At 67.0% G+C, this 19,467-nt stretch carries 18 protein-coding genes; 11 read left to right on the top strand and 7 right to left on the bottom strand.

Going from position 1 to position 19,467, the window contains the following annotated elements:
• The first annotated feature begins 150 nt into the window (after positions 1-150).
• From ACM14_RS13115 to ACM14_RS13100, 4 genes are all read left to right on the top strand, one after another.
• The gene (locus tag ACM14_RS13115; RefSeq protein ID WP_065346366.1) at positions 151-924 is read left to right on the top strand and encodes an ABC transporter substrate-binding protein; all 774 of its coding nucleotides are present in this window, start codon (positions 151-153) and stop codon (positions 922-924) included.
• 87 nt (positions 925-1,011) lie between these two features.
• Entirely contained in the window at positions 1,012-1,677 is a 666-nt protein-coding gene (ehuD, locus tag ACM14_RS13110) for an ectoine/hydroxyectoine ABC transporter permease subunit EhuD (RefSeq protein WP_016451664.1), read from the top strand.
• Entirely contained in the window at positions 1,674-2,429 is a 756-nt protein-coding gene (locus ACM14_RS13105) for an amino acid ABC transporter ATP-binding protein (protein WP_063325444.1), read from the top strand. The genes ehuD and ACM14_RS13105 overlap by 4 nt, the downstream gene beginning before the upstream one ends.
• Entirely contained in the window at positions 2,426-3,766 is a 1,341-nt protein-coding gene (locus ACM14_RS13100) for an FAD-binding oxidoreductase (RefSeq protein WP_065346365.1), read from the top strand. Before ACM14_RS13105 ends, ACM14_RS13100 begins: the two co-directional genes overlap by 4 nt.
• Before the next feature lie 20 nt (positions 3,767-3,786).
• On the opposite strand, the gene ACM14_RS13095 is transcribed toward ACM14_RS13100, so the two are convergent.
• The 3 genes from ACM14_RS13095 to ACM14_RS13085 all read right to left on the bottom strand — a co-directional run bounded on the left by ACM14_RS13095 (position 3,787) and on the right by ACM14_RS13085 (position 5,670).
• A complete protein-coding gene (locus tag ACM14_RS13095) occupies positions 3,787-4,356 on the bottom strand; it encodes a flavodoxin family protein (protein WP_034394353.1) in 570 nt (189 codons plus the stop codon).
• Positions 4,357-4,516: 160 nt separating this feature from the next.
• On the bottom strand, positions 4,517-4,924 hold the full coding sequence (locus tag ACM14_RS13090; protein ID WP_012205870.1) for a DoxX family protein: 408 nt from the start codon (positions 4,922-4,924) through the stop codon (positions 4,517-4,519).
• A gap of 44 nt (positions 4,925-4,968) precedes the next feature.
• Positions 4,969-5,670 (bottom strand): pirin family protein, encoded by a 702-nt coding sequence (locus ACM14_RS13085; RefSeq protein ID WP_034394356.1) that lies wholly within the window; start codon positions 5,668-5,670, stop codon positions 4,969-4,971.
• 133 nt (positions 5,671-5,803) lie between these two features.
• Here ACM14_RS13085 and ACM14_RS13080 point away from each other — a divergent pair, with 133 nt between their 5' ends.
• From ACM14_RS13080 to ACM14_RS13060, 5 genes are all read left to right on the top strand, one after another.
• Positions 5,804-6,742, top strand: coding sequence for a LysR family transcriptional regulator (locus ACM14_RS13080; RefSeq protein ID WP_065346364.1), 939 nt, complete (start codon positions 5,804-5,806; stop codon positions 6,740-6,742).
• A 134-nt stretch (positions 6,743-6,876) separates the two neighbouring features.
• Positions 6,877-8,004, top strand: coding sequence for an NAD(P)/FAD-dependent oxidoreductase (locus ACM14_RS13075; protein WP_065346363.1), 1,128 nt, complete (start codon positions 6,877-6,879; stop codon positions 8,002-8,004).
• A 55-nt stretch (positions 8,005-8,059) separates the two neighbouring features.
• Positions 8,060-8,998, top strand: a complete 939-nt coding sequence (gene gluQRS / locus ACM14_RS13070) for a tRNA glutamyl-Q(34) synthetase GluQRS (RefSeq protein ID WP_065346362.1) — start codon at positions 8,060-8,062, stop codon at positions 8,996-8,998.
• 40 nt (positions 8,999-9,038) lie between these two features.
• On the top strand, positions 9,039-9,818 hold the full coding sequence (gene trmB / locus ACM14_RS13065) for a tRNA (guanosine(46)-N7)-methyltransferase TrmB (RefSeq protein WP_065346361.1): 780 nt from the start codon (positions 9,039-9,041) through the stop codon (positions 9,816-9,818).
• 34 nt (positions 9,819-9,852) lie between these two features.
• On the top strand, positions 9,853-10,875 hold the full coding sequence (locus tag ACM14_RS13060) for a GGDEF domain-containing protein (RefSeq protein ID WP_013802165.1): 1,023 nt from the start codon (positions 9,853-9,855) through the stop codon (positions 10,873-10,875).
• 22 nt (positions 10,876-10,897) lie between these two features.
• Here ACM14_RS13060 and ACM14_RS13055 read toward each other — a convergent pair whose 3' ends face one another.
• From ACM14_RS13055 to alaS, 3 genes are all read right to left on the bottom strand, one after another.
• Positions 10,898-12,148 (bottom strand): sensor domain-containing diguanylate cyclase, encoded by a 1,251-nt coding sequence (locus ACM14_RS13055; RefSeq protein ID WP_065346360.1) that lies wholly within the window; start codon positions 12,146-12,148, stop codon positions 10,898-10,900.
• A 9-nt stretch (positions 12,149-12,157) separates the two neighbouring features.
• Entirely contained in the window at positions 12,158-13,249 is a 1,092-nt protein-coding gene (locus ACM14_RS13050) for an ABC transporter substrate-binding protein (protein ID WP_065346359.1), read from the bottom strand.
• Between the two features lie 88 nt (positions 13,250-13,337).
• Positions 13,338-15,962, bottom strand: a complete 2,625-nt coding sequence (gene alaS, locus ACM14_RS13045) for an alanine--tRNA ligase (RefSeq protein WP_065346358.1) — start codon at positions 15,960-15,962, stop codon at positions 13,338-13,340.
• Between the two features lie 393 nt (positions 15,963-16,355).
• Here alaS and ACM14_RS13035 point away from each other — a divergent pair, with 393 nt between their 5' ends.
• A complete protein-coding gene (locus ACM14_RS13035; RefSeq protein WP_065346356.1) occupies positions 16,356-16,697 on the top strand; it encodes a hypothetical protein in 342 nt (113 codons plus the stop codon).
• Positions 16,698-16,753: 56 nt separating this feature from the next.
• Here the strand turns inward: ACM14_RS13035 and ACM14_RS13030 are convergent, their stop codons facing one another.
• Positions 16,754-18,091: an MFS transporter gene (locus ACM14_RS13030; RefSeq protein ID WP_013802160.1), complete on the bottom strand. Its 1,338-nt coding sequence runs from the start codon at positions 18,089-18,091 to the stop codon at positions 16,754-16,756.
• 298 nt (positions 18,092-18,389) lie between these two features.
• On the opposite strand from ACM14_RS13030, the gene cyoA reads away from it, so the two are divergent.
• The gene (gene cyoA, locus ACM14_RS13025) at positions 18,390-19,436 is read left to right on the top strand and encodes a ubiquinol oxidase subunit II (protein WP_012205882.1); all 1,047 of its coding nucleotides are present in this window, start codon (positions 18,390-18,392) and stop codon (positions 19,434-19,436) included.
• The last annotated feature ends 31 nt before the right edge of the window (positions 19,437-19,467 follow it).

Raw genomic sequence — 19,467 nt, 5'->3', positions numbered from 1 at the left:
TTGCTTAGTGGTTTTCTCTTATTTCCTAAAGATTCATCCACATTGATCATTGGCGCGGTTCCGAGAATTCTCCACTGCAGGCGAGGGGCTGCCCCCAAGGTGACCTGTCCCTGCTGTTTCCTTCCGTCGTTCACGCCAAGGAGTCAGGCAATGCCAGGTTTTGTCCACCGCGTCCTCCACCTCGCCCTGGGCATGTGTGCCGCCGGCGCCGTCGCGCTGGCTGCAGCGCAAGGCGGCAGCGCCCCGGCCAGCTACAACGTGGGCGCCACGCCCACCGGCATTCCGTTCACCTTTCTGGACGTCAAGAGCAACAGCATCCAGGGCATGATGGTCGACACCATGCAGGCCGTGGCCAAGGCGGGAGGCTTCCAGGCCCATGTGCAGCAGACCAGCTTTGCGGCGCTGATCCCCTCGCTCACATCCAGCAAGATCGACATCATCTCGGTCGCCATGCTCAAGACCGCCGCACGCCAGCAGGTGGTGGATTTCAGCGATGCGGTCTACTCCTACGGCGAGGGCCTGATCGTCAAGGCCGACGATGCCAAGGCCTATGTGTCATTGGACGACCTCAAGGGCGAGGTCGTCGGTGCCCAGGTGGGCACGGTGTTCTACGACCTGCTGCAGAAAAAGGGCATCTTCAGGGAAGTGCGCAGCTACGACTCGGTAGCCGACATGACGCGCGATCTGGCGCTTGGCCGCATCAAGGCAGGGCTGGGTGACCAGCCCATCATTGCCTACCAGATACGCCAGCACAGCTTCCAGGGCGTGAAGCTGGCCGAAAGCTACAAGCCCTCCAACGTGGGGGATGTGTGCCTGGTGGTGCGCAAGGGTGACACCGAAACCCTGGCCCGCCTGAACAAGGCCATCGCCACCATCAAGGCAGACGGCACCCTGGCCCAGATCGTCAAGAAGTGGGGCATCTGAGGACATCGGACGCCCACCGGATCGCCTCGCGCATCACCCCCCTTGCCGCGCAATGCACGGCAATGACACCTTCGAGGAAAGTACGCCATGCAAGCATTTGTGCAGCACGCGCGAGAGTTCCTGCCCATCCTGCTGCAAGGAGCGGTGGTCACGGTGCAGGTCACCGCGCTGTCGTTCCTGTTGTCCAGCGCGATCGGACTGGTGCTGGCGCTGGGCAAGCTCTCACCCGTGCGCGCCGTCTCGTGGGCCGCATCGACCGTGGTCAATGTGATACGGGGCCTGCCCATCATCGTGCAGCTGTTCTACATCTACTTCGTGCTGCCCGAGGTCGGTATCCAGCTCACCGCATTCCAGGCCGGCGTGATCGGCCTGGGCATTGCCTATTCGGCCTATCAGGCAGAGAACTTCCGCGCCGGCATCGAGGCGGTGGACCCAGGCCAGCGGGAAGCCGCATTGGCCATGGGCATGCGACCCGCCCTGCTCATGCGCCGCGTGGTGCTGCCGCAGGCATTCCGCATTGCGCTGCCGCCCTACGGCAACACCCTGGTGATGATGCTCAAGGACTCGTCCCTTGTCTCCACCATCACCGTGGCCGAGATGACGCGCCAGGGCCAGTTGATCGCAGCGTCCACCTTCCAGAACATGACGGTCTACACCCTGGTCGCCCTGCTCTACCTGGCCATGAGCCTGCCGCTGGTATGGGGGCTCAGGCGTCTGGAGAAGCGCTTTGGAGCGGGGAGGAAGTCGCCATGATCGAGATCGACCACCTGGAAAAGGCCTACGGCGAGCATCGCGTGCTGCGGGGCGTCAACCTGCGCGTGGCACGTGGAGAAGTGGTGTGCCTGATCGGCCCTTCGGGATCAGGCAAGTCCACGGTGCTGCGCTGCATCAACGGCCTGGAGTCGTACCAGGGCGGCGAGGTGCGTGCCTTCGGGGAGTGCGTGGACACACGCGCGCCGTCCATCCACGCGCTGCGCAGCCGCATGGGCATGGTCTTCCAGCGCTTCAACCTCTTCCCGCACCGCACCGTGGTGCAGAACGTGATGGAAGGCCCCATCCATGTGAAGGGCCAGGCTCCCGGCCAGGCCCATGCCGAGGCATTGGAGCTGCTGCGCAAGGTAGGCCTGGCAGACAAGGCACAGGCCTGGCCCGCACAGCTGTCGGGCGGACAGCAGCAGCGGGTGGCCATTGCCCGCGCCCTGGCCATGAAGCCCGAGGCCATGCTGTTCGACGAACCCACTTCGGCCCTGGACCCAGAACTGGTGGGCGACGTGCTGGGCGTGATGCGCCAGCTGGCCGAAGAAGGCATGACGATGATCGTGGTCACGCACGAGATGGCCTTTGCTCGCGAGGTGGCCGACCGCGTGTGCTTTCTGCATGGCGGCACCATCGTGGAGGAAGGCCCTTCGGCCCAGGTGCTGGGCGCACCGCGCCATGCACGCACGCAGGACTTCCTGCGGCGCGTGCTGCACCAGCACTGTGCGCCATCAGAAGGTGCGGCATGACGAAGGCAGCTACCGCCTCCATCGCATCGTCTTCGTCGGTACGCCCCGTGCTGTCGCACCCGTCAGCGCCATCGCTGTGGGCAGCCACCGCACCCGCCGCACCGCCCACGCCACCGCTGGCGGCACCGCTGACCACCACCGACGTGCTGGTGATCGGCGCGGGATATACCGGCCTGTCGGCAGCACTGCATTTGGCCGAAAGCGGCGCCAGCGTGTGCGTGCTTGACGCCCATGCTCCCGGCTGGGGTGCGTCGGGCCGCAATGGCGGCCAGGTGAACCCCACCCTCAAGTACGACCCCGACGAACTGCAGCGCATCCACGGCGCCGCTCGTGGCGAGCGGCTGATCGACGCCGTCTCCCGCTCGGCCGACCTTGTGTACGGGTTGATCGAACGGCACGGCATCGACTGCGCGCCCGTGCGTGCCGGCTGGCTGCAGGTCGGATACACCCAGCAGGCGGTGGACGGCATGCACGCACGCGCCCGGCAGTGGGAACGGCGCGGCGTGCGCGTGGAACTGCTGGACCGCGCTGCCACGGCAGCACGCACAGGCACGCCCGCCTTTGCCGGCGGCTGGCTGGATGGACGCGCCGGCGCCATACAGCCCCTGGCCTACGTGCGCGGACTGGTGCGCGCCGCACAGGCCCTGGGCGTGCAGGTTCACAGCGAATCGCCCGTGCTGGCACTGGAGCGCCAGGGCACGGACCACTGGGTCGCCACCACGGCCCAGGGTCACCGCATACAGGCCAGGCAGGTGCTGCTGGGCACCAACGGCTATACCGATGGCCTGTGGCCTGGTCTGGCGCGCACGGTGCTGGCAGCCAACAGCTTCATCGTGGCCACGCAGCCCCTGGGCAAGGCGGGCACGCACATCCTGCCCGGGGGCGAGACAGGCTCGACCTCGCAGCGCCTGCTGCTGTACTTTCGCAAGGACGCACAAGGCCGTCTGCTCATGGGCGGGCGCGGCCATTTTGCGGACCCGCAGGGCGCAGGCGACTATGCCCATCTGGAACGCGCCGTGGCGCTGATGTTTCCCGGCCTGGGCCCCCTCCAATACGAGTACCGCTGGGCTGGGCGCATCGCCGTCACACGCGACTTCATGCCCCACCTGCACCAGCCTGCCCCCGGCATCACCATGGCCCTGGGCTACAACGGCCGCGGCATTGCCATGGCCACCCTGCTGGGGCGGGAGGCGGCCGCGCTGATGGCCGGCGGAAATGCGCCGGCCTGCCCCTTTCCGGTAACGCCGATTCAGCCGATACCGCTGCATGGGCTGCAACGGTTGTACATAGCGGCGGGAGTGGCCTGGTACAGCCTGCTGGACCGGCTGGGGGCGTGAGGTTCAGTGGGGACGGCCGATCAAGCCGCGCCGGCCTGGCGCATCAGCCGCAGCGCCTGCTGCGCCACGCGCTCGCCGAACACGCGCGCCGTCTCCAGGTCGCCCGGCAGCATCTCGGCGGCCGAGGCATCCGAGGCCGATTGCGCCATGGCACCGCTGAAGGCGCCTATCCAGTTGAGGTCATTGCGCTGCGCGGCGCGCGCGTTGGACGGCAGCATGCCGCTGCCCACCCACAGGCCGCCATGCTGCATGGCCAGCTGGAACAGGTAGTCCAGCGTGGTCTGCTTGTTGCCGTTGACGCTGGCACTGTTGGTGAAGCCGGCGAACAGCTTGTCCTTCCAGGCCTGCACGAACCACGGCTTGGAAGAGGCATCGGCAAAGCGCTTGAACTGCCAGCTCGGTCCGCCCATGTAGGTGGGCGATCCAAAGACGATGGCGTCTGCCGCCGCCAGCAACTCCCAGCCACCCGCAGGCAGCTGGCCGTCGCTGTCGATCGACAGCATGCGCGCGCCTGCGCCGTCGGCCACGGCCTGGGCCATGCGCTGGGTGTGTCCGTAACCCGAGTGGTAGACCACCACGATATCTGCCATACAAGAAATCCAATCCTCGGACGCCCTGCGCAGCCACAGGCCAGCCAGCGCCGCATTCATCAATCCATCCACGCCAAAGGGCCCCGCAGCGCTGCTGCGGGGCCCACTCAAGGCAGTAGCCTAACAAAAATCAGGGCATGGCCAACGCTGCCCGACCCACTCAATGGCGGCGCGCATCCACGCTCCAGCCGCCGGCACCGTGGGCGGCAAAGCCCAGCAGGCCGCCAGTCACGGCGATGTTCTTCCAGAACAGCAGCTGCTGCATCATGGCCGCGTCGGCCGGCACGCTCCAGTAGGTGTGAAAGAAGAAGCTGGCCACCAGCGTGAAGAACGCCAGCACCAGGGCCGCCCAGCGCGTGCACCAGCCCAGCAGCAAGGCCAGGCCGCCGACGATCTCCACCACCAGGGCAATGGCCACGCCGATCTGCGGCATGGGCATGCCTACCGATGCGGCATAGCCCACGGTCCCGGCGAAGCCTCCGATTTTCTGAAAACCCGCAGGCACGAACATCAGCGCGATCAGGATGCGGCCGGCCAGCGCCAGCGGGTTGCTCAGACGGTTCAACATGATGGGTACTCCTCGTGAATCTTCAGAGCGTGCTGTGCACGCTCTCAGGCTTGCAGATCGAAGACCAGGACCTCGGACTGTTCCCCGTCGTGCAGGCGCAGTCGCGGTTCATTCTCCACAAGGGCCGCATCGCCCGTTGTCAGCCGTTGCCCATTGACGCTCAGCGCGCCGCGCACCAGGTGCACATAGGTCTTGCGGCCGGCGGGCAGTTCCAGTTCGGCCTGCTCATCGCCGTCGAACAGCCCGGCATACAGCCGGGCATCGGCATGGACGCTGACCGAGCCCTCGGCGCCATCGGGCGAGGCCACCAGGCGCAGCCGGCCGCGCTTTTCCTCGTCGGCAAAGGCTTTTTGCGCATAGCCGGGCGCAATGCCCGTTTCGCTGGGCAGCAGCCATATCTGCAGGAAATGCGTGGTCTGGCCCGGCGCATGGTTGTGCTCGCTGTGGACCACGCCCGAGCCGGCGCTCATGCGCTGCACCTCGCCGGGCGAGATGGTCTGCTCGTTGCCCATGCTGTCCTTGTGCGAGAGCCGGCCTTCGAGCACGTAGCTGATGATCTCCATGTCCTTGTGGCCATGGGAGCCGAAGCCCGTGCCCGGGGCGATGTGGTCTTCGTTGATCACGCGCAGGTTGCCAAAGCCCATGTGGCGCGGATCATGGTAGCCCGCAAACGAGAAGCTGTGGTGCGAGCGCAGCCAGCCATGGTCGGCATGGCCGCGTTCCCGGGATTTGCGCAGGGCGATCATGTTTTTGTCCCTTTCCAACATGTCAGATCTTCGAAACTCTTGCGTCGATGGCTCCACTGTAGAAGCCGCTGCCGCAGGCAAGGCGCAGCAGGATTGATGGCATCATTCAAAGCTTTTGAAGCCATAACGCCCCATGCCCAGCCCCCGCGACGTGCTCACCCCCGACAGCCTGGCCATGCTCCAGGCCATTGCCGAGGCCGGCAGCTTTGCCGCCGCTGCACGCCAGCTGGGCCTGGTGCCCAGTGCCCTGACCTACCGTGTGCGCCAAATCGAAGATGCGCTGGACGTGCTGCTGTTCGACCGACGCTCGCGCCACGCCCAGCCCACCGAGGCCGGCCGGGAGCTGCTGCGCGAGGGGGTGCGCCTGCTGCATGAGATCGACACCGTGGCGCATCGCGTGCGCCGCGTGGCCACGGGCTGGGAGCCGCACCTGACCATCGTGGTCGATGGTGCCGTGGCGCGCACGCCGATGCTGGAGCTGGTCGAGGCCTTCTACGCCATGCAGCCACCCACGCGGCTGAAGCTGCGCGACGGCATCCTCACCGGCACGCTGGAGACGCTGACCTCGGGCCGGGCCGACCTGGCCATCGGGGTGGCGGTCAACTCCAGCAACGTGGCGGGCCTGCAGGCCTGCGAGCTGGGCGAGCTGGACTTTGTCTTTGCCGTGGCGCCCCACCATCCGCTGGCCACGGCGCCCGAGCCCATCACCGACGCCACCTTGCTGCAGCACCGCATCATCGCCGTGGCCGATTCAGGCCTGCGCGACAGCGCCAGCATGGGCCTGCTCAGCGGCCAGGACATCTTCACCGTGGACTCCATGCAGGCCAAGATCGAGGCCCAGGTGCGCGGCATAGGCTGCGGCTTCCTGCCCCATTTCATGGCCGATGTGTATGTGCAGGCCGGCCTGCTGGTGACGCGCCAGGTCGCCCGGCCCTCGCGCAATGTGCGCGTGCACTACGCATGGTCCTGCCCGCCGCAGCAGGTTCCGCCACGTGCGCTGCAGTGGTGGCTGCAGCAGTTGGAGAGCCCCGCCACGCGCCGCGCTCTCATGGAAAATCATCACCGACATTGAGCTGGCGCACGCCGCCGGGCGGTCTTCGCGGGTGTAGAGTGGTTACAGGTCCCGGCCTGCCACGCCGCTGCGGTGCAACAGGCCGGAAAGGACATGCTTCCCGGAATCTGCCACTGCCCGCAAAGGTCTGCTCCATGAACGCTTCCCGCGCTGCCTCCAAGTCCACGGTCAAGAAAAAGGCCACCAAGCCCCCCGAAGCCTCCAAGGCGCGCCCCAAGGCCGGCGCACGCCGCATTGCCGTGATTGGCGCCGGCATGGCGGGCCTGGCCTGCGCACGCACGCTGATGCAGGCCGGCCACGATGTCCATGTCTACGAGCGGCTGCCCCAGGTGGGCGGGCGCATGCGCTCGGTCAACGCCGCGCATGGCGCCTTCGACATCGGCGCGCAGTATTTCACCGTGCGCGACAAGCGCTTCGAGCTGGCCCTGCAGACCGTGCCCGGCCTGTGCCGCCCCTGGAGCGTGAGCACGCTGCGCGTGCTGGATGCGCAGGGCCGCCAGTCCAGCGCCGCCCCCGCACCCACCGAAGCCCATTGGGTGGCCACGCCCGACATGCAGGCCCTGCCGCTGGCCTGGGCCGCGCCGCTGTGGGATGCGGACCGCCTGCACCTGGGCCAGCGCGTGACCAAGCTCGAACGCCAGCCCGGATCGCAGGGCTGGAGCCTGCATGTGGAGACGACCGAGCCGACCACGCAGATCCGCACGGGATTCGATGAAGTGATACTCGCCCTGCCCGCGCCCCAGGCGCGCCAGCTGCTGCAGACCACGCCCCTGGCCCTGTCGCTGGTGCAGGGCATGGCGGCCGTGGAAATGGCGCCCTGCTGGGCGCTGACGCTGTCCTACCCCATGGCCACCGAGGCCGGCCTGTCCACCCTGGGGCCGCAGTGGAATGCGGCCCGCACCACGCATGAGCGCGCGGTCTGGGTGGCACGTGAATCCTCCAAGCCGGGCCGCTCCCAAAGCGAACGCTGGACCGTGCTGGCCAGCCCCCAATGGTCGCAGGAGCACCGCGCCGACGACGCCCCGCGCGTGCTGGCCAAGATGCAGAAGGCCTTTGGCGAGATCACGCGCATCCGCATCCCTCCCCGCCATGCCAGCGTCTACCTCTGGCCCCATGCGCAGACCCTGTCGCCGCTGGGCCGCAGCCATTTGCGCAACAAGGATGCGGGCCTGGGCCTGTGCGGCGACTGGTGCATTGGCCGCCGCGTGGAGGATGCCTTTGTCTCGGGACTGGAAATGGCCCTGGCGTTGGTTGCAGACTGAACCAGGCCACCAGGTCCTGGCAGGGGGCGGCGCAAGGCCTTAACATCCGGCCCCGATGATTCCCGCCGCCCCTGAATCCGCCGAGACCGGCTCCGCACCCGCCCCATCCCCGTATGTCGGCCGGTTTGCGCCCTCACCCACGGGCCTGCTGCATGCCGGCTCCCTGGTGGCGGCGCTGGCCAGCTGGCTGGATGCACGCGCCCATGGCGGCCGCTGGCTGGTGCGCATCGAGGACATAGACCCTCCGCGCTGCCAGCCCGGTGCCGACACCGCCATCCTGAACCAGCTTGCCACCTGCGGCCTGCTGCCGGACGAAGAGCCTGTCTGGCAATCCCGCCGCCACACCTTCTACGAAAGCGCACTGGAGCGGCTCAAGGCCGGCGGCCTGGCCTATCCCTGCGGCTGCACGCGCAAGGACATCGAGGCAGCCTGGGAAAACCTGGGCTGGGCCCATGAGCGCCATGTGGAGCGGCCCTACCCCGGCACCTGCCGCGACGGCCTGCACGGCAAGAGCGCCCGGGCCTGGCGCTTTGCGCTGGACCGCTTCACCCGCCACGACCCCGTGCTGCACTGGCAGGACCGCCGCTTGGGCGCCCAGCAGCAGGATGTGATCCACGGCGTGGGCGACTTTGTCCTGCGCCGGGCCGACGGCCTGTGGGCCTACCAGTTGGCCGTGGTCGTCGATGACGGCCTGCAGGGCATCACCCATGTGGTGCGCGGCGCCGACCTCGCCGACAATACGCCCCGCCAGATGCTGCTGCAGCGCGCCCTGGGCATAGGTCACCCGCAGTACCTGCACACGCCGCTGGTGCTCATGCCCGACGGCGAAAAGCTTTCCAAGCAGCACGGCGCCCCTGCACTGGACCTGAGCGCCCCCGTGACCGCGCTGCGTACCGCAGCCGCCCACCTGGGACTGCCCCAGCCATCACCCCAGGCCGCATTGGGCGAAGCGCTGCAGTTCTGGGTCAGGGGCTGGCGCCATACATACAATTGAGCCCGTGAACCCAATTTCTTCCCCCCAAGCCGAGCAGTCCATGGACGGCGATACCCCGAACACCATGTCCGCTGCCCCCGGTGCGCCGCACGATTCCTCTTCGCCCTCCACACCTGCGGCCGCCCGTACCGGCCAGCCGCCCGAGGGCGTGGCCCATCCCAAGACCATCAAGAGCTATGTGCGCCGCGCCGGCCGCACCACGACAGGCCAGGCCAAGGCCTTCGAGGAGCTGGGTCCGCGCTTCGTGCTGAACTACCAGGCCGCGCCGCTGGATGCCTCGGCCACCTATGGCCGCCAGGCACCCCTGATCCTGGAGATCGGCTTCGGCATGGGCGAGGCCACGGCGCACATTGCGCGCGTGCGCCCCGATGACAACTTCCTGTGCTGCGAGGTGCACGAGCCCGGCGTGGGCGCCCTGCTCAAGCGCATTGGCGAGCAGGACATCACCAACATCCGCATCCTGCAGCACGACGCCGTCGAAGTCATCGACAACATGCTGCCCGAGGCCAGCCTGGACGGCATCCACATCTTCTTCCCCGATCCCTGGCACAAGAAAAAGCACAACAAGCGCCGCCTGATCCAGGAGCCTCTGGTGGCCAAGCTGGCACGCCGGCTGCGTCCCGGTGGCTACATCCACTGCGCCACCGACTGGGAGCCCTATGCGGTGCAGATGCTGGAAGTGCTGGGCGCGGAACCCCTGCTGACCAACACGGCCGAAGGCTATGCCGCCAAGCCCGACTACCGGCCGCTGACCAAGTTCGAAAACCGTGGCATCCGCCTGGGCCACGGTGTGTGGGATCTGGTGTTTGAGCGCCGCTGAGCCGGTCGCGCCCTCTTCCAATACAAGGCCTCGCATGCAGCCATTGCTACAGAATCTGGTCGAGATGACGGCCCACAGGGACCATCTGCGATTGGAAATCTCGGTGCTGTCCACCCTGTTCAAGCTCAATGGCGTGGTGCAGGTGCGGGCGCTGGAGCTGTTCGCCATGCCCGACGGCAGGCACTGCGTGCGTGCGCGCACCTGGAGCCAGGGCGATCAGGTCATGTCCACCGATGCCGAGGCCCTGTACGACCCGCAAAGCGTGGAGCTGGCCTCCATGCCCGCGCTGCAGCAGGCTCTGCAGCAGCGCGCCCTCATCGCCTCGGCCGTGCAGCCCGATGGCCAGCACGTGCTGTGGCTGCCGCTGTGGCGCCAGGAGACGGCCTACCACTGCCTGGAGATCACGCAGTCCACGGCCTTCTCGCCCAGCCGGCTCGATGTGATCCAGGGCATCTTCGGCGTCTATCACAACTACCAGAGCCTGCTGGACTACAGCGAACGCGATGCGCTGACCGGCCTGCTCAACCGCAAGACCTTCGACGAGCAGTTCCTGCGCCTGTCGCTGCAGGAGGCGCCGATGGCCATGCCGGGCGTGGCCACGGAAGACGTTCCCGGCCAGTGGCTGGCCGCCATCGACATCGACCATTTCAAGCGCATCAATGACCGCTTTGGCCACCTGTATGGCGACGAGGTGCTGATCCTGGTGGCCAACATCCTGCGCAGCTGCTTCGACGCCAAGGACCGTGTCTTCCGCTTCGGCGGCGAGGAATTCGTGGTGCTGCTGCGCTCGGTCAGCCTGGTCAATGCCCGCAAGGCGCTGGAGCGCCTGCGCCACGACGTGGAGAGCTACGAGTTCCCCCAGGTCGGCCGCATCACCGTGAGCACGGGCTTTGCCGCCATGGGCACGGGCGCACCCGTGGAGGTGCTGGGCCATGCCGACCAGGCCCTCTACCACGCCAAGGAGCATGGCCGCAACCAGACCTGGTACTACGGTGATCTGATCACCCAGGGGCTGCTGGCCCCCCAGGTGAACAGCAACGATATCGAACTGTTCTGAGTCGGCCCTGGCGCCGTGCCGTTCAGGCGAGGCCGGCCACGCGCACGCAGTCGCGCCCGGCGTGCTTGGCCTCGTAGAGCATGGCATCGGCGCGCTGCAGCAGTTCCTGCGCGCTCTCGGCGCCCTGCAGTTGCGCCACGCCAAAGCTGGCCGTCGCCGCCAGCTCCAGGCCATGGACCTGTATGGGCGTGGAGCGTATGGCCTCGCGCAGCTGCCCGGCCAGCGCCCAGGCCTGGGCCGCAGCCACACCGGGCATCACGATCAGGAACTCCTCACCGCCATAGCGCGCCATCCATTGCGCCGAAGGCTCCCGCTCCAGTGCGTGCCGGCAACGCAGTGCCACTTCGCGCAGCACGGCATCGCCTGCGGCATGGCCGTGCCTGTCATTGACCTGTTTGAAGCGGTCCACATCCACGAACATCACGCTCAGGGCCGCACCCAGGCGCTGGCCCTGGGCGACCTCGGAGGCCAGGCGCTCGTCCATGGCGCGGCGGTTGAGGCATCCGGTCAGCGCATCGGTCAGCGACATGCGCTTGACCTCTTCCACCAGCTCCTCCAGCTGGGCCGTGCGCTGGGCCACCAGCAGGTCCAAATGCTCGATGTGGCCGCGCAGGTCATGCTGCAACTGGCCAAAGCCCTGCACCACCATGTCGATCTCGTCGCGCTGCCCGCGCCGCGCCCGCTCCAGCACCAAGGGCCTCGACAACTCATTGGGCTTGAGGTTGGCCGCAAAGCCCGCAATCTGCTGCAGCGGCTGGCGCAGCTCCCTGCGCATCACCCAGGCCACCATCAGGCAGACCAGGGCCGTGAACAGCGCATAGCCCAGCAGCACGCGCAGCGTGGAGTCGCGCAGCACCTCCAGGTAGTGGCCCCGGTTCTCCCAGACCTGCAGTTCGCCCAGCGGCAGGCTGGACTGGCTGTGACGCGGTGCCGGAATGAGCATGGACACGGCGGGCGCGCGGCCATCCCTGGGCTCGCCCGCCTCGTACATCTCGCCCGTGGAGGTGACGCGCAGCTGCACATGTCCCACCAGGGGCAGCTTGCCCAGCCACTGCACCTGCTCGCGCACCAGGGCCGGCTCTATGTCCCACAGCGCGGCGGACAGCGAGATCATGCTGTTGGCCACCAGCGTCTCCATGGAGCGGCGAAACTCCTGCTGCCCCTTGCGGTACTCCCACCAGGCGTGGGCGCCGCCAAACACCAGCATGCAGGCCACGGCCAGCAGCATGATGCGCAGGATCAGCAGGGAGGCGATCGAACGGAAGCGGGGCATGGAAGGCGCTCAGCGCAGCAGGTGCTTGAGCTCGAATCCGTAGCGCCGCAGCCGGGGATTGAGGTGCTTGCTGTAGCTGCGAAAGTCCAGAGGGGCCAGCGGCGCGCTGATCCTGTGCTCGTAGCGGTCGATCTGGGACTTGTCCAGCAGCGTGAACATAGGCCGCACCTGCTCCAGCCCTTCGGAGGCGAAATCGGTGCCGTGCGCATGATCGTAGAGCATGACCAGGGCCCAGGCGCCGGTCAGGAAATGGCCGCCCGCCAGCGCCGACAGCTCGCCCGTGCGCAGCGCCGTCATGGCGGCGGCCGATGAATTGATGGCGCTGAAGAAGGCGTCACGCCCCGGCGAGCCGCCCCGCGCGCGCCAGGCCTGCATGGCGCCAAAGGCCATCTCATCGTTGCCCGCCCAGACCAGGCGCACCTCGGGATAGCGCTGGAACAGCACGGCCGCCTGCTGCTCGGCGCGTTCGCGGCGCCATTCGCCAAAGACTTCCTGCTGCAGCACCACGTCGCTGGCCTCGGCCGCCGCACGGCGCATGCCGGCATTGCGCTCCACCGAGGAGGGCGTGGAGCGGTCCCCGGCAATGGCCACCATGTGCAGCCGGCCATCGGCCGCACGCGCCTGGCCCGATGCCCGCGCAGCGGCGAACAGTGACTTGGCGGTCAGGTAGCCGGCCTCCTCGGCGCCCGGCTCCAGGCTGCCCAGCCAGTGGCGATAGCGCTCTCGCGCCACGCCGGTCTGGCCGCGCAACGTCTCGGGCACGCCGCTGAAGGCCATGAAGCTGTCGATGCCTGCGGCCTCCAGCGTGCGCAGGATTTCAGGCGCCACGCTGTAGTCGTTGGTAAACATCACGTAGCGGGGCCGCTGCGCCTTGGGCAAGGCGGCAATCTGGCGCGCAATCTCGATGGGGCGCAGGTGGTCGCGCTGGGCATAGCGCACCTGCAGCTGCATGCCCAGGCTGCTGGCCGCGTCCTGCATGGCCTCGCTGACCGTGGTCCAGTAGCGCTCGTCAGACCGGCCGGGGTTGATGAAGACCACGCTTTGCGCGGCGGCAGCGGCCGATTGCGCCAGCACGCCCATCACCCAGGCCATGCAGGTCATACGCAGCGCCCACGGCAAGACGCCCCGGTGGAGTCCACCGGGGCGTCCCGAAGAAGGGGCAGCAGGAATCATCTGCCGCGCAGCTGGGTCAGACGCGCTCTGCCACCCAGGCCTGCACACCGGCCAGCGCCGCGGGCAGGCCCGAAGCGTCCGTGCCGCCGGCCATGGCCATGTCGGGCTTGCCGCCGCCCTTGCCGCCGACCTGGCTGGCCACGAAGTTCACCAGATCGCCAGCCTTGATGCGCGAGGTCTCGGCCTTGGTCACGCCTGCGGCCAGTTGCACCTTGTCGCCATCGACGGCGGCCAGCACGATGGCTGCGGCGCCCAGCTTGTCCTTGAGCTTGTCCATGGTGTCGCGCAGGGTCTTGGCGTCGGCGCCTTCCAGCCTGGCGGCCAGCACCTTGATGCCCTTGACGTCCACGGCCTGGCCGGCCAGCTCGTCGCCCTGGCTGGAAGCGAGCTTGCCCTTGAGCGCAGCCACTTCCTTCTCCAGCGCGCGGATCTGCTCCAGCGCACCGCCGATGCGGGTGTTCAGCTCGGCCGTCGGCGCCTTCAGCGCGGCGGCGGCCTGGTCCACCGTGGATTCCAGCGATTGCAGGTAGGCCAGCGCGTTCTCGCCGGTCACCGCCTCGATGCGGCGCACGCCAGCGGCCACGCCGCCTTCGCCCACCACCTTGAACAGGCCGATGTCGCCCGTGCGCTGCACGTGGGTGCCACCGCACAGCTCGCGGCTGCTGCCGATGTCCAGCACGCGCACGGAGTCGCCGTACTTCTCGCCGAACAGCATCATGGCGCCCGTGGCCTTGGCCGATTCGATGTCCATCACGCGCGCATCGGTGGGCGTGTTGGCCAGGATCTCGGCGTTCACGCGGCGTTCGATCTCGCGGATCTCTTCAGCGGTCACGGGCTGGTTATGGGCAAAGTCGAAGCGCGTGCGCTCGGCGTTGACCAGCGAGCCCTTTTGCTGCACGTGATCGCCCAGCACTTCGCGCAGGGCCTTGTGCATGATGTGCGTGACCGAGTGGTTGCGCATGGTGGCCGCACGCAGCTGCGTGTCCACCTCGGCCTGCACGGCATCGCCCACCTTGAGGCTGCCGGACTCCAGCACGCCGTGGTGGCCGAACACATCGGCCTTGATCTTGAGCGTGTCCTCGACCGCGAAGCGTGCGCCCGCAGTGCTGATCACACCCTGGTCGCCCACCTGGCCGCCGGACTCGGCGTAGAAAGGCGTGGTGTCGAGCACGACCACGCCGCTCTGGCCGGCCTTGAGTTCCTGCACGGCGCTGCCTTCGGCATACAGTGCCACCACCTTGGCGGCCTCGGCCAGCTTCTGGTAGCCCGTGAAGGCATTGGCATCGCCCGTGTATTCCAGGGCGCGGTCCATCTTGAACTTGCCTGCTGCGCGGGCCTTGTTCTTCTGCTCTTCCATGGCGGTCTGGAAGCCCGCCTCGTCCACGCTCAGGCCGCGCTCGCGGCAGACGTCGTTGGTCAGGTCCAGGGGGAAGCCATAGGTGTCGTGCAGCTTGAAGGCCACGTCGCCGGGCAGCACCTTGGCGCCACCGGCCAGCGCAGCGTCCAGGATTTCCATGCCGTTGGCCAGGGTCTCGAAGAAGCGCTCTTCCTCGACCCGCAGCACTTCGGTGATGCGCGCTTCCTGCTCGCGGATCTTGGGATAGGCATCGCCCATCACGGCCACCAGGTCCTTGACCAGCTTGTGGAAGAACGGGGTCTTCTGGCCCAGCTTGTAGCCGTGGCGGATGGCGCGGCGCACGATGCGGCGCTGCACGTAGCCGCGGCCTTCGTTGGAGGGAATCACGCCGTCGGCCACCAGGAAGGCGGTGGCGCGGATGTGGTCGGCGATCACCTTGAGCGAGGGGGTCTCGATGTCGGCGATGTGCGTCTCGCGCGCAGCGGCCTTGATCAGCGCCTGGAACAGGTCGATCTCGTAGTTGCTGTGCACATGCTGCAGGATGGCGGCCAGGCGCTCCAGGCCCATGCCGGTGTCCACGCAGGGCGCGGGCAGCGGCTTGACGTTGCCCTGCTCGTCCATGTCGAACTGCATGAACACGTTGTTCCAGATTTCGATGAAGCGGTCGCCGTCTTCGTCAGGGCTGCCCGGAGGGCCGCCGGCCACATGCGCGCCGTGGTCGTAGAAGATTTCCGAGCAGGGGCCGCAGGGGCCGGTGTCGGCCATCATCCAGAAGTTGTCGCTCTTGTAGCGGCCGCCCTTGTTGTCGCCGATGCGGATCACGCGCTCGGGCGGCAGGCCGATTTCCTTGGTCCAGATGTCATAGGCCTCGTCGTCCTCGGCGTAGACCGTGGCCAGCAGGCGTTCCTTGGGCAGCTTGTAGACCTCGGTCAGCAGCTCCCAGGCCCACTTGAGCGACTCGCGCTTGAAGTAGTCGCCGAAGGACCAGTTGCCCAGCATCTCGAAGAAGGTGTGGTGGCGGGCCGTGTAGCCCACGTTTTCCAGATCGTTGTGCTTGCCGCCTGCGCGCAGGCAGGTCTGCACCGAGGTGGCGCGCTTGTAGGGGCGCTTGTCGGTGCCCAGGAACACGTCCTTGAACTGGACCATGCCCGAGTTGGTGAACATCAGCGTCGGATCGTTGCCGGGCACCAGGGGGCTCGACTCCACGATGGTGTGGCCCTTGGATGCGAAAAAGTCCAGAAAGCTCTTGCGAATGTCGGCAACGGTGAAAGTGGGTGTGCTCATGGTGTCTAGGAGTTCGGAGCGCGCACGCGGGGCGCTGTCCCTGGCGGGAGGGTGTCCCGTCGGGACCAACGCGCATTATAGGTTTGCCCCATGGTTGCGGCAGCGAGCCCTGCCTAGCCTCCATCACGCACGTGGCCAAAGAAGGCCTCTCCTCCCATCTGCCCGCCCTTGAGCACGATCTCCAGCCGGTCACTGGCCGGTCCGCGGCGACTGCAGCGGTGGGTGGCGCCCCATCCGGGCCGCAGGGCCGACATTCTTGCGCTGGAGAAATGGCTGGTGCAGGAGATGGGGGAGATGGCTAGCACAGGCGATCTCGCCGTTCCCTGATCCCGCTCAGACTGCGCGCGATGGGCGCCCTGGATAATCGCCAGCCGGAACCACAGCAAGCACACCATGGCGCAACCACAGACACCCGAGCCCCATTCCAGCGAACCGTCCCCCGCTGCCAGCGCCAACGGATCCGGTCCGACCAAACCGCCCAAGCCGCCAAAAAGCCGCATCGTGCCCTGGCTCATCGGCCTGCCCGTGGCCTTCTTCGCTGTGCTCATGCTGGCTGGCCAGTTGCTGTCCACGCCCGAAGGCGAGGCGCGCTGGGTGGAGCGCGAAACCATCAAGATCTGCCGCAAGGAAACCGCGCGGCCAGAGGCCGAGCGCAAGACGCAGCAGTTTGAATCGGTGCAGGACTGCGACAGGCTCGAATTCGACTTCAAGCAGCGCTACGGTGAAAACCCCTGAGGCGAAGTCACAACGAAAAAGGCCGGCAGAGCCGGCCTTTGATTTGCTGCGCCCGTTCAGTCGCGCGTCTCGATGGCGCGGTTGATGCCCAGTGCCGCCAGCGTGCACAGCGCACCCGACAGCAGATAGATCCCCAGCGCCACCAGTCCGAAGCGCGAGGACACGCCCAGGGCCACCAGCGGAGCGAATGCCGCGCCCACCAGCCAGGCCATGTCCGAGGACAACGCGGCACCCGTGTAGCGATAGCGCGAGGGGAAGTTGGACGTCACCGTGCCGGCCGCCTGGCCATAGGACAGGCCCAGCAGGATGAAGCCGACGATGATGAACACGTTGTTCCCCATCGTTCCGCTGCCCAGCAGCCAGGGCGCCAGGAAGCTGAAGATGCCGATCAGGCAGGCCATGGTGCCCAGCGTGTTGCGCCGGCCCACACGGTCGGCCAGCCAGCCCGAGACCATGATGGCGGCAGCCGCACAGAAGGCGCCCACGATCTGCACCCCGAGCACATGGGTCACCGACTGGTCCGAGTACAGCGAGATCCAGGACAGCGGGAAGATGGTCACCAGGTGGAACAGCGCAAAGCTGGCCAGGGCGGCAAACGCGCCGATCACCACGTTGCGTCCCTCGTCGCGCATCAGCGGCAGCACGCCCATGGGCTCCAGCTCACGCTGCTGCAGCAGTTCGGTGTAGGACTGGCCCACGACCAGGCGCAGCCGGGCGAACAGTGCCACGACGTTGATGGCAAAGGCCACGCAGAAGGGATAGCGCCAGCCCCAGCTGAGGAACTCGTCGGCTCCCACATGGGCGTAGATGAAGGCAAACAGCCCTGCCGCGAGCACGAAGCCCAGCGGCGCGCCCAACTGGCCCATCATCGAATACCAGCCGCGCCGGTTCTTGGGCGCCGACATGGCCAGCAGCGACGGCAGGCCGTCCCACGAGCCGCCCAGCGCAATGCCCTGGCCTATGCGCAGCAGCGCCAGCACGATGATGGCATTCACCCCCGCCTGCTGGTAGCTGGGCAGGAAGGCCATGCCCACGGTGCACACGCCCAGCAGAAACAGCGCCAGCGTCAGCTTGGTCGCCCGCCCCCAGCGCCGCTGCACGGCCATGGACAGCGCCGTGCCCAGCGGCCGGGCCACGAAGGCCAGCGAGAAGATGGCGAACGACATCAGCGTGCCGTCGAGCTTGGAAAGGTAGGGAAACAGCAGTGCCGGGAAGACCAGCACGCAGGCGATGCCGAACACGAAGAAGTCGAAGTACTCCGAGGATCGCCCGATGATCACGCCGACGGCGATTTCGTTGGGCGTGACATCTTCGTGGGTGTCGGCGCGGGACAGAGATTCTTTGCTCTCATAGCTTCCGCCGGGGAAGCTTGCAGTTGTGTCGAGGCCGCTCATAGATGGATGCTCCTTGTCTCGTCTCACTGACAGCTCTGTTCTACGCCCTCGCTTGATCTGGCGCAAGGCGGTTTCCACCTCGACCGGCCTCGGTGTTTGTCCTGCTGCGCGCGACGCGAAAATGCGGCCTCCGGACCGCCAGGCGCCTGCCGTGCACCCGCCCAGGTAGCAGAAAGTTCCCGGGTTCTCCTTGACGTTGGACAAAATGTCCAATGGACAAATTTATACTTCGTAATACATTTGCCCGGATCTTGTAATCCGCGTTTCTATGTAAACGCGCTCTTGTTGCGCCCCTAGCATGCTAAAAATCAAGGAACTCCGTGGGCCTGCGTGGCTCACCGCGGCCGCTTTGACAGCCAGTCTCACTGGCTGCAGCAAAGCCGTCGTGCTCAACCCCGCCGGCGACATCGCCGCGCAGCAAGGCAACCTGGTGGTCACGGCCACCTTGCTGATGCTGATCATCATCATCCCGGTGATCATCCTCACGCTGCTTTTCGCCTGGAAATACCGCCAGTCGAACACCGAGGCCCACTACGACCCCGAATGGCACCACTCCACCACGCTGGAGCTGGTGATCTGGTCCGTGCCGCTGATGATCATCATCGCGCTGGGCGCCATCACCTGGATCAGCACCCACAAGCTGGACCCCTACCGTCCGCTGGACCGCGTCTCGGCCACCAAGCCGCTGAGCACCGATGTCAAGCCGCTGGAGGTGCAGGTCGTGGCCATGGACTGGAAGTGGCTGTTCTTCATCCCTGAAAAAGGCATCGCCACCGTCAACGAGCTGGCCGCTCCCGTGGATCGTCCCATCCACTTCAAGCTGACCGCCACCTCGACGATGAACTCCTTCTACGTGCCTGACCTGGCCGGCATGATCTATGCCATGCCCGGCATGCAGACCGAGCTGAACGCCGTGATCAACAAGCCCGGCGTGTTCCACGGCCTGGCATCGCACTACAGCGGCGCCGGCTTCTCGGGCATGACGTTCAAGTTCCATGGCCTGAGCAACGAAGAGTTCGATCAGTGGGTTGCCAAGGCCAAGTCCGAAGGCAAGGCCCTGACGCGCGATACCTACCTGAACCTGGTCAAGCCCAGCGAGCGCAACCCGGTCGAGCGCTTCGCCACGGTGGACGAAGGCCTGTACGACAAGGTGCTCAACCGCTGTGTCGAAGAAGGCAAGATGTGCATGCATCACATGATGGCCATCGACGCTGCCGGCGGCGAAGCCTATCTCAAGGCCGTGGGCATGAACCTGCCCCAGGATGTGTGCACGGTGCAAAACGCCGACCGCGTCGTGGCCTTCCTGGACCAGCGCGACGGCTCCGCAGCCGCTGCGCAGCAATAAGCAGTTAGCGGACGCGGACGACGGCCAGACC

The organism is Delftia sp. JD2 (assembly GCF_001682645.1).
GTDB classification, from domain to species: domain Bacteria; phylum Pseudomonadota; class Gammaproteobacteria; order Burkholderiales; family Burkholderiaceae_C; genus Comamonas; species Comamonas acidovorans.
Note: the sequence above shows the minus strand (reverse complement) of the source record. Positions and strands in the feature narration are given on the sequence as shown.

Excerpts from the sequence above, each read along its gene's own strand:
- cyoA (WP_012205882.1), top strand. The coding sequence starts at position 18,390 with ATGCTAAAAATCAAGGAACTCCGTGGGCCTGCGTGGCTCACCGCGGCC.
- ACM14_RS13075 (WP_065346363.1), top strand. The coding sequence starts at position 6,877 with ATGAACGCTTCCCGCGCTGCCTCCAAGTCCACGGTCAAGAAAAAGGCC.
- alaS (WP_065346358.1), bottom strand. The coding sequence starts at position 15,962 with ATGAGCACACCCACTTTCACCGTTGCCGACATTCGCAAGAGCTTTCTG.
- ACM14_RS13035 (WP_065346356.1), top strand. The coding sequence starts at position 16,356 with ATGGCGCAACCACAGACACCCGAGCCCCATTCCAGCGAACCGTCCCCC.
- gluQRS (WP_065346362.1), top strand. The coding sequence starts at position 8,060 with ATGATTCCCGCCGCCCCTGAATCCGCCGAGACCGGCTCCGCACCCGCC.
- ACM14_RS13085 (WP_034394356.1), bottom strand. The coding sequence starts at position 5,670 with ATGATCGCCCTGCGCAAATCCCGGGAACGCGGCCATGCCGACCATGGC.
- ehuD (WP_016451664.1), top strand. The coding sequence starts at position 1,012 with ATGCAAGCATTTGTGCAGCACGCGCGAGAGTTCCTGCCCATCCTGCTG.
- ACM14_RS13080 (WP_065346364.1), top strand. The coding sequence starts at position 5,804 with ATGCCCAGCCCCCGCGACGTGCTCACCCCCGACAGCCTGGCCATGCTC.
- trmB (WP_065346361.1), top strand. The coding sequence starts at position 9,039 with ATGGACGGCGATACCCCGAACACCATGTCCGCTGCCCCCGGTGCGCCG.
- ACM14_RS13060 (WP_013802165.1), top strand. The coding sequence starts at position 9,853 with ATGCAGCCATTGCTACAGAATCTGGTCGAGATGACGGCCCACAGGGAC.
- ACM14_RS13095 (WP_034394353.1), bottom strand. The coding sequence starts at position 4,356 with ATGGCAGATATCGTGGTGGTCTACCACTCGGGTTACGGACACACCCAG.
- ACM14_RS13030 (WP_013802160.1), bottom strand. The coding sequence starts at position 18,091 with ATGAGCGGCCTCGACACAACTGCAAGCTTCCCCGGCGGAAGCTATGAG.
- ACM14_RS13090 (WP_012205870.1), bottom strand. The coding sequence starts at position 4,924 with ATGTTGAACCGTCTGAGCAACCCGCTGGCGCTGGCCGGCCGCATCCTG.
- ACM14_RS13115 (WP_065346366.1), top strand. The coding sequence starts at position 151 with ATGCCAGGTTTTGTCCACCGCGTCCTCCACCTCGCCCTGGGCATGTGT.
- ACM14_RS13105 (WP_063325444.1), top strand. The coding sequence starts at position 1,674 with ATGATCGAGATCGACCACCTGGAAAAGGCCTACGGCGAGCATCGCGTG.
- ACM14_RS13055 (WP_065346360.1), bottom strand. The coding sequence starts at position 12,148 with ATGCCCCGCTTCCGTTCGATCGCCTCCCTGCTGATCCTGCGCATCATG.
- ACM14_RS13050 (WP_065346359.1), bottom strand. The coding sequence starts at position 13,249 with ATGACCTGCATGGCCTGGGTGATGGGCGTGCTGGCGCAATCGGCCGCT.
- ACM14_RS13100 (WP_065346365.1), top strand. The coding sequence starts at position 2,426 with ATGACGAAGGCAGCTACCGCCTCCATCGCATCGTCTTCGTCGGTACGC.